Source organism: Sphingomonas sp. M6A6_1c (assembly GCF_053345135.1).
On the sequence record NZ_JBKEZO010000005.1, the window covers coordinates 109,108 to 127,850 of the forward strand.

Annotated in this window: 15 protein-coding genes and 1 tRNA gene; 3 read left to right on the forward strand and 13 right to left on the reverse strand. The window is 69.5% G+C overall.

Translation table 11 applies throughout. The annotated features are described in order from the left end of the window. Positions 1 to 756, reverse strand: a complete 756-nt coding sequence (locus ACLBWH_RS11635; protein WP_447798978.1) for a DUF1134 domain-containing protein — start codon at positions 754 to 756, stop codon at positions 1 to 3. A gap of 162 nt (positions 757 to 918) precedes the next feature. Between ACLBWH_RS11635 and ACLBWH_RS11640 the strand changes: the two genes are divergently transcribed. Further along, a tRNA-Ser gene (locus ACLBWH_RS11640) sits at positions 919 to 1,008 on the forward strand. 54 nt (positions 1,009 to 1,062) lie between these two features. Here the strand turns inward: ACLBWH_RS11640 and ACLBWH_RS11645 are convergent. Genes ACLBWH_RS11645 through ACLBWH_RS11670 form a run of 6 tightly spaced genes read right to left on the reverse strand, consistent with a single transcriptional unit; the run spans position 1,063 to position 7,689 of the window. After that, positions 1,063 to 2,301 (reverse strand): TolC family outer membrane protein, encoded by a 1,239-nt coding sequence (locus ACLBWH_RS11645; protein WP_447798980.1) that lies wholly within the window; start codon positions 2,299 to 2,301, stop codon positions 1,063 to 1,065. Continuing rightward, on the reverse strand, positions 2,294 to 4,708 hold the full coding sequence (locus ACLBWH_RS11650) for an ABC transporter permease (protein WP_447798982.1): 2,415 nt from the start codon (positions 4,706 to 4,708) through the stop codon (positions 2,294 to 2,296). Before ACLBWH_RS11650 ends, ACLBWH_RS11645 begins: the two co-directional genes overlap by 8 nt. After that, a complete protein-coding gene (locus ACLBWH_RS11655) occupies positions 4,708 to 4,962 on the reverse strand; it encodes a hypothetical protein (protein WP_447798983.1) in 255 nt (84 codons plus the stop codon). Before ACLBWH_RS11655 ends, ACLBWH_RS11650 begins: the two co-directional genes overlap by 1 nt. A gap of 22 nt (positions 4,963 to 4,984) precedes the next feature. Beyond that, positions 4,985 to 5,689 (reverse strand): head GIN domain-containing protein, encoded by a 705-nt coding sequence (locus ACLBWH_RS11660; protein ID WP_447798985.1) that lies wholly within the window; start codon positions 5,687 to 5,689, stop codon positions 4,985 to 4,987. Positions 5,690 to 5,712: 23 nt separating this feature from the next. After that, a complete protein-coding gene (locus tag ACLBWH_RS11665) occupies positions 5,713 to 6,390 on the reverse strand; it encodes an ABC transporter ATP-binding protein (protein ID WP_322849984.1) in 678 nt (225 codons plus the stop codon). An 18-nt stretch (positions 6,391 to 6,408) separates the two neighbouring features. Beyond that, a complete protein-coding gene (locus ACLBWH_RS11670; protein ID WP_447798987.1) occupies positions 6,409 to 7,689 on the reverse strand; it encodes an efflux RND transporter periplasmic adaptor subunit in 1,281 nt (426 codons plus the stop codon). A gap of 42 nt (positions 7,690 to 7,731) precedes the next feature. On the opposite strand from ACLBWH_RS11670, the gene ACLBWH_RS11675 reads away from it, so the two are divergent. Both ACLBWH_RS11675 and ACLBWH_RS11680 read left to right on the forward strand, forming a co-directional pair. Further along, positions 7,732 to 9,042 carry a sigma-54-dependent transcriptional regulator gene (locus tag ACLBWH_RS11675; RefSeq protein ID WP_447798989.1) on the forward strand — a complete coding sequence of 437 codons (1,311 nt, stop codon included), beginning with the start codon at positions 7,732 to 7,734 and terminating at the stop codon, positions 9,040 to 9,042. Next, on the forward strand, positions 9,032 to 10,210 hold the full coding sequence (locus ACLBWH_RS11680) for a sensor histidine kinase (protein ID WP_447798991.1): 1,179 nt from the start codon (positions 9,032 to 9,034) through the stop codon (positions 10,208 to 10,210). Before ACLBWH_RS11675 ends, ACLBWH_RS11680 begins: the two co-directional genes overlap by 11 nt. Here the strand turns inward: ACLBWH_RS11680 and ACLBWH_RS11685 are convergent. The 6 genes from ACLBWH_RS11685 to ACLBWH_RS11710 all read right to left on the reverse strand — a co-directional run bounded on the left by ACLBWH_RS11685 (position 10,173) and on the right by ACLBWH_RS11710 (position 18,675). Beyond that, entirely contained in the window at positions 10,173 to 11,162 is a 990-nt protein-coding gene (locus ACLBWH_RS11685; RefSeq protein ID WP_447798993.1) for a bifunctional helix-turn-helix transcriptional regulator/GNAT family N-acetyltransferase, read from the reverse strand. The genes ACLBWH_RS11680 and ACLBWH_RS11685 overlap by 38 nt on opposite strands. A gap of 99 nt (positions 11,163 to 11,261) precedes the next feature. After that, positions 11,262 to 12,332, reverse strand: a complete 1,071-nt coding sequence (locus ACLBWH_RS11690; RefSeq protein ID WP_447798995.1) for a LacI family DNA-binding transcriptional regulator — start codon at positions 12,330 to 12,332, stop codon at positions 11,262 to 11,264. After that, positions 12,332 to 13,819: a tryptophan halogenase family protein gene (locus ACLBWH_RS11695; RefSeq protein WP_447798997.1), complete on the reverse strand. Its 1,488-nt coding sequence runs from the start codon at positions 13,817 to 13,819 to the stop codon at positions 12,332 to 12,334. The genes ACLBWH_RS11690 and ACLBWH_RS11695 overlap by 1 nt, the downstream gene beginning before the upstream one ends. Beyond that, positions 13,816 to 14,826, reverse strand: a complete 1,011-nt coding sequence (locus ACLBWH_RS11700; RefSeq protein ID WP_447798999.1) for a cupin-like domain-containing protein — start codon at positions 14,824 to 14,826, stop codon at positions 13,816 to 13,818. The genes ACLBWH_RS11695 and ACLBWH_RS11700 overlap by 4 nt, the downstream gene beginning before the upstream one ends. Next, a complete protein-coding gene (locus ACLBWH_RS11705) occupies positions 14,819 to 15,520 on the reverse strand; it encodes a SapC family protein (RefSeq protein WP_447799001.1) in 702 nt (233 codons plus the stop codon). The genes ACLBWH_RS11700 and ACLBWH_RS11705 overlap by 8 nt, the downstream gene beginning before the upstream one ends. Positions 15,521 to 15,654: 134 nt before the next feature. After that, positions 15,655 to 18,675: a TonB-dependent receptor gene (locus ACLBWH_RS11710; protein WP_447799003.1), complete on the reverse strand. Its 3,021-nt coding sequence runs from the start codon at positions 18,673 to 18,675 to the stop codon at positions 15,655 to 15,657. Between the last annotated feature and the right edge of the window lie 68 nt (positions 18,676 to 18,743).

Genomic DNA, 18,743 nt, shown 5'->3' on the forward strand with positions numbered 1-18,743 from the left:
TCAGAAGGGCATCCAGCGCGCCTTGCGCGTGATCTTCATATAACCGACGTTGACGCCGGCACGATAACCGACGCCGAGCCGGATCGGGATCAGCACGATATTGCCGCGGCGTAGATAGGTCGCGGCGAAGCCGCCGACGAAATATAGTCGCCCTTCGGCCGCCGGGAAACGGTGGAACAGATCCGCGGTGTCGTAGAGATTGTAGACCAGCACGAACACCTTGTTGGCGTCGCCGCCGGCGTCGAAACCGATCGACGGACCGGTCCAATAGACCGGCTGCTGCCCCTCGACCTTGTGGCTCATGATCCCCGAACCGTAGCGCAGCCCGACGATGAACGCGCCGGCCGCCTCGCGCCCGGCGATATAGGCGTTGGGCTGGCCCTGTTCCTTGAGCACCTTTTCCAGCAGGCCGGCGAGCCCCGCCGCGCCCTTGCCGAACACGCCCTCGCCCGCGGCGAGCAGGTCGTCCCGCTGATAGGTGTCGGCGGCGCGGTTGACCGCCTCGACCCGCGCCTCCTCCGGCACGGCCGCGGCCTGCGGAGCCGGCTGTGCGAAGCCCGGCTGCGGCGTGTCGCCTTGCTCGACCGGGGAATCGGCGCGGCGCGGGGCCGGTTGGGCGGGGGTGCGCGCGCGCGCTGGCGCGGAGGTGGCGAGATCGCCGTCGATCGCGCGATTGGGATCGATCGTCGTCACCTGCGCCGGCGCACTCGCCGCCAGCAGGCTTGCCGCCGCTATGGAAAATCCGAACACACGCATGCCAACCCCCTCGGACAACCCGACGCGCGCGAGGTTAACCATCGTCGCGCTTGCCGGGCAATGAACGAATGGCGGGATGCCGCGAAATTACGTCCGATCGCGCGGCCAAGCGCGGTTGATCCGCCCGCACACCGCCGCTATAGCGCCCACTCTGCCGCATCCGGAGACGTGGGTGAGTGGCTGAAACCAACGCTTTGCTAAAGCGTCGTACGGGAAACCGTACCGAGGGTTCGAATCCCTCCGTCTCCGCCACGATCGCATTGGGCTCCCGCCGTATCGGCTCGTCGAGCCACGCAGATCGCCCGATCAATAACTATCCCGCCCCAATTGGCCGGTAGCGCGCAGCAACGCCGCTTGTCCGATCAGCACGTCGCTACGGCTGCGCGCCAGCGCGAGTTGGGCGGAGCGGAGGGTTTCGTCGGCTATGAGGATGTCCAATGTCGTCCTGAGCGAGAAGGAATACTCGGCCCTGACGCCCTTCAGCGCCAATTCGGCCGCGGCGACGCGGCGGGCGTTGGCCTGGGCGCGGGTCTGCGCGGCGGCGAGGGTCGCCCAGGCCGTTTCCGCCAGCCGCGCCGCATCGCGCTGCACCGCATCGATCGCGAAGCGATCGGCGCGATAGATCGCCTCCGCCTGGCGGATGCGCGACGCGACCAGGCCGCCGGTGAGCAGCGGCACGCGCAAGGTGACGCCGGCGACCGCGGCATCGGCATAGCCCGAGCGACCCGCGCCGGCGGCATAGCCATAGGTGCCGCCCAGCCCGACATAGGGGTTCCGCTCGGCCCGCTGTTGCGCGATGCGCGCGGCATCCGCACCGGCGGCCAGTTGCTGCTGGCGGACGACCGGATTGGCCGCGGCGGCGCGACGCCGCGCCACGTCGAGCGTCGCCGGAAGCATCGCCGGCGCCGCCGGATCGGCATCGAGCACGCCGGGGCCGTGGCCGACCGTCGCGCGATAGGTCGCGGCGATCGCCGCCGCCGTCCCCTCCGCATCGGCGAGCGTCGAGGCGGCGGATTCGCGCTGCGCCTCGACCTGCGCGACGTCGGTGCGGGTCGCCTGCCCGAGCCCGAAGCGCGACCGCGCCTCGGCGACCTGCGTGTCGAGCAACGCGATGTCGGCTCGCGCGACGCCCACCGCCTCCTGCGCGTAGAGCAGATCGGCATAGGCGCCGACGACCGTCTCCAGCACCGCCGCCTGCGTATCGCGCACGCCTTCGGCGCCCGCCGCGACGTCGCCCGAGGCGGCCCGGACGGCGGACGACACGCGGCCGCCGGTCCAGATCGGCAGGCTGGCGGTCACGCTGCCGCTGCCGCCCCTGCCATAGTCGAAGCGGCTGTAGCCGGCCGCTCCGTCCGCCGCCACCGTCAGCCGCCCGGCGGCGCGCGCCTGCTCCGGCGCCTCCGCCAGCGCGTCCTGCCGCGCCTGCGCGGCGGCGAGCTGCGGGTTGGTGGCATAAGCCGCGACGATGGCGTCGCGCAGCGTTTCGGCCGGCGCCGCGCCGGAGAGGCACAGCGCCGCGAGCGCGGCGATCGTCTTGCTAGTCATGGCGCAAGGCCCAGGCGGGGGCGGCGCGGCTGGCGCGCAGCGACTGGCCGAGGACGGTCAGCACCGCGATGGCCGTGGCGAGCAGGCTCGCGCCGAGGAAATACAGCGGCGAGAGCGCGATGCGGTCGTCGAACCCGGCCAGCCAGGTCCGCATCGCGACGTAGGCGAGCGGCCAGGCGACGAGATTGGCGATCAGGACCGGCCGGAGGAACTGCCCGACGAGCAGCTTGACGATGTCGGTCGAGGAGGCGCCGAGCGTCTTGCGGATGCCGATCTCGCGCACCCGGCGGGACGTGTTGAACGAGGCGAGTCCCCACAGCCCGACGCAGCCGATCAGGACGGCCAGCCCGGCGCCGATGCCGAACAGGCGGGTGGCACGGTCGTCGGCTTCGTAAAAGCGGCCGAGCCGTTCGTCGGCGGTCTTGCCGGCGAACGGCACCTGCGGCGCCATCCGCTGCCACACCGCACGTACCCGGGCGAGCACCTCGCGCGGATCGCCGGTCACTCGCAGCGACGCGACGGTAACGAACGACGGTGCATCGGGCGTATAGAAATAATAGGTCGCCATGATCGGATCGCGCGGCGACTTGAAGCGCAGGTCGGGGACGACGCCGATGATCGTGCGCGGAACGCTCCCACCGACGGTCTTGCCGATCGCATCCTGCGGGCTGCGAAACCCCAAGGTGTCCACCGCCTTGCGCGTGATGATGATGTTCGCTGCTGCGCCCTTGGCGATCTTGCCGTGATCGTCGGCGCGATGCGCATCGTCGAACAGGCGCCCGGCGACGGGTACGACGTCATGCGCGGTGAAGAACCCGCGCCCGACGTCAACCCAGTTCAGCATCGGGCCGGAGCCGGCGACGCCGGGCAGTGGCACGTTGTCGCTGCTGGAACTGCCGCTGCCGCCGACCGCGCTGTTCGAGATGCCGACCGCGGCGACGCCGGGCAGGCGACGGAACGCGGCGAGCATCGCGCGCGCGCGGGCCGGGCCGATCAGGTCGCTGGACAGACCACTGACCACGAGCAGTCCACGTCGTTGGAACCCAAGGTCCGCCTGCCGTACATAGCGGGTCTGGGCGACCAGCACCGCGGTGCCGATCATGAACGCGATGGCGAGGCCGAACTGGAAGACGACCAGTGCCTCGCGCGTCCGCGTCCCCGCGCGGCCGCCGCCCGGCGACCGCGCAGAGGCGAGCACCGCTGCGGCGGGGAAGCGCGCCAGCAACACCGCCGGATAGAAACCCGCCGCCACGCCAGTGACCAGCACCAGCGCCGCCAGCGCCGGCACAACGACGGCATAGGGGACGGTCAGCGACAGGCCGCCCGCCGCATTGACCAGCGGCAATCCCAACTCGGCAAGGATCAGCCCGAGCAGCGCGGCGATGGCGACGGTCAATACCGCCTCGCCCAGGAACTGGCGGATCAGCATCGTGCGGTCGGCGCCTAGCACCTTGCGCATCGCGACTTCCCGCGCGCGCAGGCCGGCCCGCGCGGTGGCGAGATTGACGTAATTGACCACCGCGATCAGCAGCGTCAGTAGCCCCACGAGACCCAGCGTCACCACCGTCAGCCGCGATCCCTCCCCCATGTCCTGGGTCAGATGCGCCTCGGTCAGCGGAAGCAGCCCGATGCCGATCGCATCGGACGCCTTCGGCCCCATGTCGTTGCTGGCGTGCCGCTTGACGAACGTCGGCATCTTCTGCTCGAACGCACGCGCCGCCGCAGGCGTGTCGAACCGCAGAAAGGTCGCCAGCGACGTGCTGCCCCAATGCGTCCACTGCGACGGATGCCCGGTGCGGGGCAGCGGGATCAGGATCGATATCTGCTGTTCGCTGTTCTTCGGCAGATCGCGGAACACACCGTTGACGCGATATTGCACCGGCACTTCGCCGACGATCGTCATCGACTGTCCGACGGGATCGCTGCTGCCGAAATATTTCTTTGCCAGGCTTTCGCTGATGAGCGTGCCGGTCGGCGTCGACAGGCCTGCACGGCCATTGCCACGCATCATCGGCAGGTCGAAGACGTCGAAGAAGCTTGGGTCAACCTGTGCCACGTCCTCGCTCGTCGCGATCCCGCCGCGCAGAACGCTTCCGCCACCCCGACCGCCCGATAACCGGGTGCCGACAACGTTTGGAAAATCCGCGCGCAACTGGTCGAGCAGGCCGCCCATCGTCTCGGGTGCCGGGCCATTGTATGGATTGCCCGGGAGATTCCACACCGTCTCGACCAGATAGATCTTGTCGTGATCGGGCAGCCACTTTTCGTAGCTCGTCTCGAACCGCACGTAGAGGCCGAGGACGAGGAAGACGGCGATCCCGACCGCCAGCCCGCCGATGTTGAGCGCGGCATAGAGCTTGTGACGGGTGAGCGAGCGGTACAGCGACAGCAAGGCGAAACGGTTCATCACGAAGGGTCCGTCACAGCAAGAGGGGGCAGGGACAGGCGGACGGGCGCGATCCCGGCAAGGATGCGGGCATGACCGTCGCGGCCGATATCGATCGCGAGGTGCCCGGCGTGGCCGAAGGCGGTGATCGACCCGCGCACCGCGACCCGCGCCGCGTCGACGCGGAAGCCGGCGAGCAGCACGATGGCGACTCCCGCCGCCAGCAGGGCGGCGATGAGGTCGCGGGCGCGGATATGCGAAGGGGCGCGGGGCATCGCGGCGATCCGGCGCGTCGCGTCAGCCGCAGCGGACGCTGGCGGCGCCGCTGTTGCGGACCGCGCACGTCGCGCCGCCGGCAACGCGGATGCTGCCCGAGCCGCTCGCGGCGATGTCGGCGGTGCGGGTCGCGGTGGCGGCGATCGTGCCCGCGCCGCCCATCGTCACGCGCACCGCGGGCGTCGCGAGCGCGCGCGTGTCGATCCGTCCCGACCCGTCGAGTGCGATGGCGACCTGCGTCGCACGCCCCGCGGCGGTGATCGTCCCCGATCCCGGCAGCGCGAACCGCGCGGTCTCGGCGTCGAGATCGGTGACGGCCAGCGTGCCCGATCCCGAGATGCTGCCGGTGAAGTCGCGACCGGCGACCGCGCCGACGCGGATGTCGCCCGAGCCCAAGATGCGTGCTGCCCGCAATCGCGGCAGCGTCACGGTGATCCGGGCGCCCTGGTCGCGCCAATTGCCGGGTTTGCGGCCGACGCGCAGCGTGCCGTCGCGCACGTCGATGGCCAGCGCGGCGACCGCGCGCGGATCGCCGTCGGCGACCACCGATAGCGTCGCGCCGGGGAGCACGCGGATCGAATCGGACCCGGACAGGTCGATCGCGTCGAAGCCGGTGACGGCGAAGCGGCGCGGCGCGGCGCCGGACTGGGCGATCGCCGAGGTGGCGAGGCCGGCGAACGACGTGGCGAGGCCGGCGATCAGGGCGGGCAGCAGGAATTTGTGCATGGTCGGGGTCCTTTCGGTGGAGGTCAGATGGCGCGCATGGCGGAGGCGACGATGCGGCCGTCGAGCATGTCGATGCGACGCTTCGCCATGTCGGCATGGCTGGGCGAATGGGTGACCATCACGATCGTCGCACCCTCGGCGTTGAGGCCGGTCAGGATGTTCATCACCTGCTCGCCGTTGGCGGTATCGAGATTGCCGGTCGGCTCGTCGGCGAGGATCAGTTTGGGATCGCCGACGATCGCGCGGGCGATGGCGGCGCGCTGCTGCTGGCCGCCGGACAATTGATGCGGGTAATGGCGCGCGCGATGCGCGATGCCGACCTTGTCCATCGCCGCCGCGACGCGCGCGGCGCGGTCGCCGGCGTCCCTGCGATAGGCGAGGCCGAGCGCGACATTCTCCTCGATCGTCAGTTCGTCGATCAGGTTGAAGCTCTGGAAGACGAAACCGAGCGTCTGCCCGCGGAAGGCCGCCAGCGCCTTTTCGTCCAGCGCGGCAAGGTCGCGATCGCCGAACAGATAGCGGCCGCCGGTGGGGCGGTCGACCGTGCCGAGCGTGTTGAGCAGGGTCGATTTGCCGCAGCCCGACGGCCCCATGATGGCGACGAATTCGCCGGCTTCGACGTGCAGGTCGATGTCGTGGAGCGCGGTGGTCTCCACGTCGTCGGAAACGTAGCGGCGCTGGATGTTCTCGAGACGGATCACGGGATTTGCCCTTTCGGCCTAGCGGATGTTGAGGATGTCGCCCTTCACGGACGCGGTGCTGCTGGTGACGATGCGGTCGCCGGGGGTGAGTCCGGAGAGGATCTCGACCTGTTCGGGATTGCGCCGCCCGGTGCGGATCGCGCGGCGGCGGGCATGCGCGCCATCGGCGTCGACGACGAAGACGGACGCGCCGCCGCCCGATTCGAGCCAGCCGCCGACCGGCGCGACCAGCGCGGGAATGGTGCTGCCCAACGTGATGCGGGTGTCGAGCGTCTGTCCGCGGTTCAGCCCGGCAGGCGCGGCGTCGAAGGTCAGTTCGACGCGGAACCGCCCGTCCTTGACGCTCGGCAGCACCTTCGAGACGGTGAGCCGGATCGCATCGGCCCGCGCCGTCTGGCCGACGCGGACGCGGCCGAGATAATATTCGTCGACATCGGCCTCGAGCTTCCACGATCCCTCACTGTCGACCTGACCCGCGGGGTCGCCGGGCTTGAGCGTCTGGCCGGGCTGGACGATGAAATTGGTCAGTCGGCCGGCGACGGGCGCGCGGATGACCAGCGCGTCGAGGCCGGCGCGCACCGCCGCCAGATTGCTGGTCAGGCGGCCGCGCGTATCCTCCAGCCGCTGCCCCTGCGTGGCGGTGATGCGCGCTTCCGCCGCGCTGCCCGAGCGCAGCTGCGCCAGCCGTTTCGCCTGATACTCGGCTTCGGCGGCATAGCCCTTGATCCCCTCGTCCGAGAGGAAGCCCTGATCGTGGAGCTGCTGGCGGATCGACAGGTCGCGGCGCGCCTTGATGAGGTCGTAATTCGCCTGCGCCACCTGTCCGGCGCGATCGAGCCGGTTGCGCGCGATGCCGAGATTCTCGCCCGCCACGCCGCCGAGCTGGCTGGCGATCTGCGCCTCGCGGGTCAGCACGTCGAGCTTGAGCGAGGGGTTGGCGAGGCTGGCGAGCGGCTGCCCGTCGGCGACCATCGCGCCGTCCTGCACCAGCAGCTTCTCGACTTGCCCGCCCGACAGGACGCCGACCAGCGTGGTGACGCGCGGCGCGACGGTCGCGCGGACCGGCAGGTAATCGGCGAACGGCGCGCGGCGGATCGTGTCGGTCTCGATGTCGGCGGCGGCGATGTTGGTCGATCCGCTCGCCGGCAGGACGCGCCACAGCGCGAGCGCGCCGAGGACCAGCGCCACCACGATCCACGTCGCGCGTCGCCGCCACCAGCGGGCGGGGCGGCGTACCACCCGGCGGTCCATCGCGGCTCCGGGCAAAGCGGTTGCTTGTGTCGGCTGATCGGTCATCATGGCGCCAGTGTCGCCGATCATGGCCGGAAAGCCTAACCCACTATGAATGAACGATTTTCTGACGATCAAGCGGCGCGTGACCGTCCGGTTTCGGACGCACCGTCCACGAATGGACGGTCGCAGGACGCGTCAATCCTGCTGATCGACGACAATCCGGACATCGCCCGCGCGATCGGCATCGCGCTGCGGATCGCCGGCTATCGGTTCGATACGGCGGGCGGGCCGGAGGAGGCGTGGTCGCGGCTCGCGCAGCGGCGCTATGCGGCGATCCTGCTCGACCTCAACTTTCGCGCCGGGGCGGTGGACGGGGAGGAGGGGCTGGCCTGCCTGCGCCGGATCGTCGCCGACGATCCCGCCGCCTGCGTGATCGTCATCACCGCGCATAGCGGCATCCGCATCGCGGTCGCGGCGATGCAGGCGGGCGCGCGCGACTTCCTGATGAAGCCGTGGCGCAACGCCGATCTGATCGCCAAGATGGAGGTGGCGATGAAGCAGCGCCCGGTCGCGGCGGCCGCGCCGGCGCATGCGGCGGGTGCCGAGCCGCCGCTGGCGCTGATCGGGGAGAGCGCGGCGATGCACGCGTTGCGCGCGCTGATCCGCCGCGTCGCGCCGATCCCGGCCGGCATCGCGGTGACCGGTCCGCCGGGCAGCGGGCGGACCCTGGTCGCGCGGGCGATCCATGCGGCGTCGCCGGCGGCGGGCGCGCCGGTCACCCGCATCGACCTGCGCCGCGACGATCGCTGGGACCGGGTGGCGGCGGCGGCGGCGGCGGACGGTGCGGCGGGCGGGGCGGTGATCCTGCGCTATGCCGATCGCCTCGACCGGATCGAGCAGGAGATGCTGCTCGACCATCTCTCCGCGGCGATCCCCTGCATCACCGTCGGGGAGACGATCGCGCCGCTGATCCCCGCGCTGCGGCGGCGGCTGGCGACGATCGAGGTGGCCGTGCCGCCGCTCGCCGCGCGGGGCGAGGATGCGGTGCTGCTGGCGCGCCACTTCGCGCGCATCGCCGCCGACCGGTTCGGCAAGCCGGGCGCGCGGCTGACGCAGGCGGCCGAGGCGGTCGTCCGATCGACGGCGTGGGCCGACGAGGTGCGCGGGCTCGCGCTGGCGGTGGAGCGGGCGGTCGTCCTCGCCGACGATGGCGTGATCGACGTAGCGTTGCTGGAGCCGACGCCATCGGTGCCGGTGCCGGTCGTCGCGGGCGAGGCGAGCTTCGGCCTCACCGATGCGGAACGCGCGCTGATCGAGGCGGCGCTGCGCGAGCATCGGCATAACGTCACCCATGCCGCCGTCGCGCTGGGTCTCAGCCGCGGCGCGCTGTATCGGCGGATGGCGCGCTATGGCCTATAGTCGCGGCTGGCGCGCGCTCGGCTGTGCGGCGGCGCTGGTCGGGTGCGGGATGGCGGCCGATGCCGCTTGGCGCGCGGGATTGTGGGGGACGCTGGCGGGGGCGCTGCTGGCGGCGGTCTGGCTCGCCGCGCTGACGTGGTGGCTGGTCGTGCGGCAGTATCCGGTCGCGGCGGACGAGACCGAGGCGGGCGGCGACGGAGCGGCCGATCGCCTCGTGCTGGATGCCGCGCCGACGCCGATGGTGATGATCGACGGCGGACGCGCGCGCGCCCTCAACCGCGCCGCGCGACGCCTGTTCGGCACCGACGACCGCCTGCTGCCGGTGCCGCAGGCGCTGGTCGACGCCGACGCCAGCCATCTGCGCCATGAGGGCAGGCAGTGGCGCATCGACCGCGTGATGCTGGGCGGCCTCGCCAGCGAGCGGTCGGTGGCGGCGCTGATCGACGTCGAACAGGAGGAGCGTGTCGCCGAAGCGCGGGCGACGGCGGAGATGATCCACGTCCTCGGCCACGAGCTGCTGAACGGTCTCGCGCCGATCGTGTCGCTGGCGGAAAGCGGGGAGGCGGCGCTCGGCCGGCCGGACCTCGACCCCGCGCTGCTCCGCGAGATCCTCGGCACCCTCGCGCGGCGCGCCGAGGGGTTGCAGCGGTTCACCGAAGCCTATCGCGAGCTCGCGCGCCTACCCGCGCCGCGGCTTGCGCCCGTGCCCCTGTCGCGGGCCGCCGACGATCTGGCGCGCCTGTTCGCCGGACGATGGCCGCAGGTCGCGCTGGACGTGCGGATCGAGGACGGTCCCGATTGGCCGTTGGACCGCGATCAACTGCACCAGGCGTTATGGGCGGTCCTGCAGAATGCCGCAGAGGCCGCGACCGCCGATCGCGGCCCGGATGCCCGCGTGGCGCTGACGATCCGCTACGCCGGGACGGAGATGGTCGCCGAGGTGCAGGACAATGGCGGCGGCGTCACGCCGGACGATGCGGCGCGGATCTTCCGGCCGTTCCATACGACCAAGCCGGAGGGGACCGGCATCGGCCTGAGCCTCGCTCGCCATATCGCACTCGCGCATGGCGGGTCGCTGATCCTCCTGCCCGTCCGGCCGACCACCTTCCGGTTCGCCGTGCCGTCCCCGATCACGGCCGCGGCGCGGGCAAGCCCTCGGTCGGCCTGACGTAAAGCATCGCGACGTTGCAGCGCGCATAGCGCCTGCCGAATTCCTCCATGATCCCCGCATCGTGCCGGAAGCCGAGCTTCTCGTAGAGGTGGATCGCCGCGGCACTCTTGGCGTTGCTGAGCAGATAGAGCCGGTCGCATCCCAGCGCATCGGCGCGCGCGATCATTGCCGCGAGCAGGAACTCGCCGGCCTTGCGACCGCGCGCAGTCGCGAGCACGCCCATCTTGGTCAGCTCGAACTGGCGCTCGCCGGTCTTCTGCAACGCGCAGGTGCCGACGATGCCGAGTTCGGGATCCTCGACGAACAGGATGTCGCCGCCCGGCGCGATGATCCGCGCGCGGGGTTCGCGCAGCACGTCGATGTCGGTCTGCTCGAGCTGGTACATATCCTCGATCCACGCGGCGTTGATGCGGTAGAAATCCGCCGCCAGCGCATCGGTGAAGCGGCGGATCGCGAGGCCGCCATGGGGCCGCCGCTCCAACGGTCGATCGGCGAGCGCGCGTTCGGTCGCGGCGATGAGGCCGAGCAGCGCGGGCGCGTCGCAGACCTCGTCGACCGCGGCGCGCAGCCGCGGCCACAATACGGTCGCCGCCAACTCCATCGCCTCGCGCCCCGCGGGCGTGAGCGCGATCATCTTGCTGCGCTGATCGCGCGCGTCCCGGCTGGTCTCGACCAAGGTCAGGTCGAGCAGACGCGCGAGGATGCGGGTCACCGCGGGCTGACTGATCCCCAGCACCTGCACGGCATCGCCGACGGTCATCGGACCGCGTCGGTAGAGCGCGGTGAGCAGCGGCATCTGGCTGGGCTGCGTCGGCAACCCGCACTCCGCGGCGATCCGCTCGGCCCCGCCCTGCAACCGCTCGGCAAGCCGCTTCAACCGACTGCCCAGCATCACCGCACCTTCGAGAGCGAGCACGTCCTCCATACGATCCTCCACAACATCTAGCATGTCGCGTTATATAGCGTGTTATATATTGGGCAAGGCGCTTCGTGTTGGTGGCCGACGCAAGGGCGTCGTCTCGCTTGCAGACCTAGCTGCCGTGCCGCGCTATCCGGCAGGGCTGCCGGCCGGCTTCGGTGATGCCGTCGAGCCGCGTACGGCCAGTCCCACCGGGACGATCGTCGGGCCGTCGGGCAGGGTGCGGCCGGCCTGTTCGGCGATGATCAGTTCCACCGCGCGTGCCGTCACGTCGGCGATCGGCTGGACGACCGCGGTCAGCGCCGGATGGGTGAAGCGGACGATCGGCGTGTCGTCGAAGCTGATGACCGATACGTCGGACGGCACGTCGAGGCGACGCTCGCGCAGCAGCTCCAGCGTCGCGAGCGTCATCTGATCGTTGCTCGCGACGATCGCGGTGGGGGGCGGCGACGCGTCGAGCAAGGCGGCGGCGGCGCGGCGGCCCGAGGCGAAGCTGAAATCGCCCTCGGCGAGCAGGTCGCGGGTCGGCAGGCCGGCGGCGGCCATCGCGCTGCGCCAACCGGTGACGCGCCAGCCGCTGAGTTCATATTCGGCGGGGCCGGCGATGAAGCCGATCCGCCGGTGGCCGAGCGCGATCAGATGCTCGGTCGCGAGGCGCGCCGCGCCCTCGTCGTCCATGGTCAAGGCGAAGCCGCCGCCCGGCTTGAGCGAGCCGATGCGCGCGAAGCTGATGCCATGGTCCTCGAGCAGGCGGGTGATCAGCAGGTTTTCCGAATGCGGCGGCGTGAGGATGACGCCATCGGGTTGCAGCGCGGCGATCGCCGCGAGCAATTCGCGCTCAATATGGTCGCTGTGGGTGTCGACCAGCTCGATGATCATGCGATAGCCGTGTTCGGCGCAGGTGAGCATGCCGCCGAGCAGCATCTGATCGACCCAATCCGCGCCCTGGCGGCTGCGCCAGTCGGCGATCGTCCGTTCGCGGTCGTTGAGCGCCAGGATCAGATGCGAGCGCGATCCCCCCATGCGCTGCGCGGCGATCGAGGGGACGTAGCCGAGCTTGGCGATCGACGCCTGGACGCGCTGCGTCATCTCGGGCCGGACGTTCGGTTCCTTGTTGATGACGCGGCTGACCGTCTGGAGCGAGACGCCCGCATCCGCCGCGACGTGGCGGATGGTGACGGCCTGGCGGCGGCGGACCATCAGGCGGCGTCGGGCGCCACGCCGCAATATTGCGCGACGTAGGCGGCATGGGGCGGCAGGCCGCGGACCGTGGTCGCGACGTTCTGGCGCAACGTCGAGAGCAAGCGTGCCATGTCGTCGTCGCCGAGCTTCGCGGCGATCGGGTGGTGGCTGCGCGGTACGATGCCCTGGCCCAGCATCACCTGCACCCAACTGTTCTCGGCGAACAATTCCTCGTTCTTGCGGAAGACGCGGCCGGTTTCGCGGAACAGCTCGATCTTCTGGGCGAGGCTGTCGGGAATGGCCATCGTCGCGCACTGCCGCCAGAACGGGCTGTCGCGGCGTTCGGTCACCTTATAGTGGAGGATCAGGAAGTCGCGGATCTGCAGCATGTCGGTATGCTGCTGGTCGTTGAATTCGGCGATGTCGCGGGGGCTGACGTCGCCCGCCGGCATCATCCGGATCAGCCGCAGGATCGCGCGCTGGATCAGGTGGATGCTGGTCGACTCCAGCGGCTCCATGAACCCGCCCGACAGGCCCAGCGCGATACAATTGCGATGCCATTGCCGGCGCCGCGCGCCGGTGACGAAGCGGATGCGGTTGGGCTCGGTCAGCACCCGCCCCTCGACATTGCCGAGCAGGCGGCCGAGCGCGGCGTCGTGATCGAGATAGCGGCTGCAATAGACGATTCCGTTGCCGACGCGATGCTGCAGCGGGATACGCCATTGCCAGCCGGCATCATGCGCCATCGCCCGCGTGAACGGCATCGCCGGGGCGACGCTTTCGGTCTGCACCGCGATCGCGGCGTCGCAGGGCAGGTAATGCGTCCAGTCGTCGAAGCCGGTGTGCAGCGCCTGTTCGATCAGCAGCGCGCGGAAGCCGGTGCAATCGAGGAAAAGGTCGCCCTCGATCCGCATACCCGAATCGAGCAGCAATGCCGCGATGTCGCCGCTCTCGCCGTCGAGCTGGACCTGCGCGATCCTGCCTTCGACCCGGCGCGCGCCGTCCGCCTCGGCCATCCGGCGCAGGAAGCGGCCGTACAGCCCGGAATCGAGCTGATAGGCGTAGTTCATGCGCTCGTCGGGCAGATGCGCGAACTTGCCCTCGCGCGCGGCGATCAGCTCGAGGCAGTAATCGTCATAGGGCTGGCCGTGGCCGCGGGTCTGGCCGTCGAGCCAATAATGCTGGAAGCCCGCGGCCCAATGGTCGGTGCCGGTCAGGCCGAAGGAATGGAAATAGCTGTCGCCGGCCTGCTTCCATCCGTCGAAGGCGATGCCGAGTTTGAACGTCGCCTGCGTCGCGCGCATGAAGTCGGCTTCGTTGATGCCGAGCAGACGGTTGAAGGTGATGAGCGGCGGGATCGTCGATTCGCCGACGCCGACGGTGCCGATCGCATCGGATTCGACCAAAGTGACCGCGGCGGCGCGCCCCATGACGCGGGCGATCGCGGCGGCGGCCATCCAGCCCGCGGTGCCGCCGCCGGCGATGACGATGCGGCGCGCCTTCATCGCCCCAGCGCCCGCAGCAGGAAGGCGCGCAGCCGCCCGGCGGTTTCGGGGGTCAGCGGCGCGAGGATGCTGCGCGCGCCCTCCGGGATATGCGCCGAGACGGCCGCGTCATCCTCGAAAACATAATGGTCGAACATCTCGCGCCAATGCCTCTTCTGGTCTTCGGGAAGGTCGCGGATGGCGAGGATCGCATGATTGAGCGCGTCCTGCGGCTGACCCAGCCAGCGCGGGCTCGACCGCCACCAGTAATTGACCAGGACGTTGAACGACGCCAGCCCCTCGACGTGATGCCACCACATCGCCGGCACGTAGAGCGCGTCGCCGGCGTCGAGATCTGCGACGATCGCATGGTCGAGCGCGTCGCGGAACCGCGGATGCGCGGCGAAATCGGGGGCGTGGAAATCGACCATGCTGACCGCGCGGCCCGCGGGCGTGTTGTCGATCGGGCCGAGATACAGGTTGCGGAACTGCTCGCGCGGAAAGAGCGTGAAGCGGCGGCGGCCGACCGCGACGCAGGCGAGATTGTCGGGCACGTCGTTATGCGCCGCGATCCGCGTCCGCGTTCCCATCCAGATGCTGACGAGCGGGTCGCGCGTCCCGAGATCGACGTGGTTCGCCTCGTGCAGGCCGTGGAAGAAGTTGAGGAGGTCGATCGACGCGAGATAGATGGTGCGGGCGTCGTCGTTGGCATCGATATGCGCGAAGATCTCGTCGAGCTTCGACTGGAAGGTCGCGAAGTTCATCCCCATCGCATCGTCGTAGAACAGCCGGCCGTCGCTGCCCGGCGCGCCCACCGACACGGTGAACGGCACGTCGCGGCGGTGCGCGAGGATGTAGCGGCGCGCCTCCTGCGCGGAGCGGCGACCCGCCTGGACCAGCGGCCAGTCGCCGACGAGGTTGCGGACGACGAACGGCCGGTCGGCGGCGCGCAACTTCGCGTCGAGGTCGGCGGCGTCGACCACCGCCACCTCGGGCACGCGGGGCAGCGCCGCGAAGATGTCAGCCATGCGCCAGCGTCGCATTCTTGCGGGCGATCAGCGCGGGCAGATTGCCCTGCGATGCCAAGGCCATGAAGATCGGCAGCAGATGCCCGTCGCGATGCAGGTCGTCGAGCGCCGAGGCGGTCAGGCCGCGCAGCCGATCCTCGTCGATGACATGGAAGCCGACCAGCCGGTTGACCGATCCGTCGTCGAGCGGCACTTCGAGCGTCAGCGGTTCGAGCAGCTCGTGCCGGTCGAGCGCGGCGAAGAAGCCGGCGCTCTCGCGATAGCCGGCGTCGAGCGCGCCGAGTTGCTCGATCATCGCGGCGAGCCGGGGCGAGGGCTGGCCATCGGGGTCGAACAGCAGGTCGCCGTCGCCGATCCGCGGGCTGGCCATGTCGATATGGACCTGCGGCCCCTGCGCGCTCGCACCGATCAGCAGCGGCTGGATCGCCATCGCCAGCGGCACGTAGCGCGCATCCCAGCGGCCATCGGCAAGGTAGAGGTTCTCGTCGTTCTCGAACCCGAACATGGCGAGCGCGAGCGTGCTGCCGTCGGCCAGGTTGCGGCGGAACAGGATGAGATATTCGGACTGCACGCGCCGGAATTCGTCGGGGACGATGAGGCAGCTCATCTGCGCATCGCCCAGCGCGGCGCTGCGTTCGCGGCGGATCCGCGTGCCGGCATGCGCTGCGGCGGTGAGGATGGCATGGTCGGGCATATTCGATCCAATCCCGTGGGTCAGGCGCCGTGGCGGCGGGCGCGCAGGCTTCGTCCTATCTACCGACACGGCGCCGACAAGACGAAAAGAGCCACCTCTTCACAGAGATGGCTCTTTCCGTCGGCACGGGTCGATCAGAAGTTGAACCGGACGCCGCCGGAGTAGCGCGCGTCCTGCTTCGCCACGAAGGTGACGTTGCGGTCCGAACGGCGATGCCCGCGGCGATCGGCGCCGGTCAGGTTGATCGCCTCGGCGAAGACGGTCAGGCCGGGCACGAACTGCCAGCTGATCGTGCCGTCGAGCTGGCCGTACCCTTCCGTATAATACGGATTGATGCCGCCGCCGGACAGGAACTGCGCCCGCCAATTGTACGATGCGCGCGCCTGGAAGCCGTTCTTGTCGTAATAGAGCGTCGCATTGGCGCTGTCGGAGAGGCCGTTGATCGCGAATTGCGACGTGCTCGCCGGCAGCAGGTTGTTGTAGTTCCGGTTGCCGTTGACGATCGTATAGTTGAGCTGCGTGCCGAAGCCGGTCTGCCAGAAGCTGTGCTGGATCGCGAATTCGAAGCCGTTGATCGTCGCGGTCTGGTCGCTGTTGAACGGCGTCGAGATGACGAAATTGACCGGCGCGTCCGCGGCGGTGCCCAGGATTGTGCCGTTGACGACGCTGCCCGGGTAATTGGCGCCGATATAGTTGCGGATGTCGGCGAAGGTCGCATTCGCGCCGAGCGCGGCGATCGCGGCCTGATACCGCGGGCCGTTGGCCGGGTTGGTCAGGTTGAACGCCGGGCCGTTGAGCTGGGTGACGCCGATATAGTTCGACACCTGTTTGCGGAAATAGCCGACCGACATGTAGCTTTCGGGCGTGTAATACCATTCCGCCGACAGATCGATGTTCTTCGACTTGTAGGGCACGAGGTTGGGGTTGCCCTGCGCACCGGTGCCGCCGCCGACGCGGAACAATTGGTCGAGCGTCAGGCCGCCTTGCAGCGAGCCGTAATCGGCACGCGTGATCGTGTGGCTGTACGATGCGCGCAGCTTGACGTTGCGGATCGGCTGGACGTCGAAGTCAACCGACGGCAGCCATTCGTCATAACCGCCCGAAAAGGTGGTGAAGGCGCTGTTGCCCGAATAGACGATGTTGAATTCGTTCTGCGAATTCTGCCGCGTCCCGGTCGGGATCGGCACCAGCGCCGAGGATTTCACCGTCGTGTTCTCGTAGCGCAGGCCGGCGATCAGATGCGCCGGGTTGGAGAACAGGTCGAACTTGTTGTTGATCTGCAAATACGGCGCGACGGTCTTTTCACGGATGCGGCGATCGGTGGTGTAGGGGGTGAGGCAATTGCCGTCGCCGCCGCAGATGCCGTAGGTCGAATCGAGCAGGCCGACGACCTGTTCGAAATTATAGCCGTAGAATTGCTTGGCGATGTCGGCGCTGCCGACCCCGCCGACGCCCTTGAACTTGCTCGGGATGTCGATCAGCTTGAAGATGTCGTCGGGCAGCAGCGCCGCCGCCGCCGCACGCTGCGCCGCGCTGTCGCCGCCGGTGCCGCCCCAGGTGTCGTTCTGCAACACGCCATAGGCCGAGCGCACCTTGTTGTCGGTGAAGGTGAAGCCGAAATCGATCGAATCGAGGAAGCTGCCGCTGTGGTCGTAATGCCCCTTGAGCTGGGCCTGGTTGATCCGGTCGCGGAAGTAGGAATTGCGGAAGGCGTTGCCGGTCGGCACGATCAGCGACGCGTTCAGCGGGTCGATGCCGGGCTGCATCTGATAGGAGATCACCGGCAGATCGTTGTCGAAGTTGATCGTCTGGTTGGCGACGCCGAAGATCGCGGTGCCCAGCGAGTTGCTGTTGCCATATTTGTTGGTCGGCTTCGATTCGGCGGTCGAATGATGCGCGTCGAGCGCGACGGTGACGCCACCGGGCGCCTCCCAGGCGAGGTTGGCGCCGAGCGACTTGTTCTCGGTCCGGTATGCGGTCAGCGCGCTGGAATAGGACAGGTCCTTGGCTTCCGCCGCGGTGAACCGCTCGGTGTAAAAGCGCGGGCCGGCGACGGGGCCGTCGGTCCAGGACGACGAGGTGTCGTTGTGGTTGAACCAGATGCCGACGTTGGCGTTGCGCGTCTTCACCTCGTTGCGCGAATAGGTGTAGTCGATGGTCGCGACCAGCGTGTCGGTCGGCTTGGCCTGCAGCACCAACTGGCCGTTGATACGCTCGCGGCTGATGTCGTTGACGTCGTAGGAGGCGTTCTGCGGCACTTCGTAGACGCTGGTGGCGCTCGGGCGGTTGGTGATGTTCGCCGCACGCGGATCGCCGGGCTGCGCGAGCGAGCCCCAATTGTTCTCCGACCCCAGATAGCCGTCGCGCCAGCCGACATTGGCCTGATTCACCGAGGCGCGGCGCTTCTGGTAGACGCCGTTCGCCAGGATGCCGATCCGGTCGTCGGCGAAGGTGGTCGAGAAGATGCCCGACACTTCGGGCGTGATGTCGTTCTTGCCGTTCTGCGAGGTGTCGATGACGCCGCGCGCCGCGACCGAACCGCGCGTGCCGACCTTGTCGAACGGGCGGGGCGTGCGGATGTTGATCGTCGCGCCGATGCCGCCCGAGGGGACGCTGGCGCGGCCCGATTTGTAGACCTCCAGCGCGGCGATGCCTTCGGAGGCGAGGTTGGCGAAGTCGAACGCGCGCGAGCCCGGCGCGCTGTTGCCGTCGCCGATCACCGCGGTCGGCAACTGGCGGCCGTTGAGCACGACGAGATTGTATTCGGGGCCGAGGCCGCGGACGGTGACGAACGAGCCTTCGCCGTTCGACCGGTCGATCGACACGCCGGTGATGCGCTGGAGCGATTCGGCGAGGTTGGTATCGGGGAATTTGCCGATGTCCTCCGCCGAGATCGCGTCGACGATACCCTGGCCGTCGCGCTTGATGTCCGCGGACGCGCGCAGCGAGGCGCGGATGCCGGTCACGACGATGTCGCCGGTGGTGTCCGGTGTGTCCGTAGGCGTCGCGGCCTGCGGTTCGATCTGCGAGGGGCCGGTGTTGCCGAGCGTGGCGGCCGCGTCCTGCGCGGCGGCGGCACCCGGCAGGGCGACGAGAGCGGCGGTCGAAACCCCGATGGCGAATTGCGAAAGCAGGCGAGCCCGGACGCGGCGCATGATAAATCCTCCCCGATGACAGGCGCGGCGATCCCGCGCTCTTGAGAACGTTCACTTCACGGATAAGC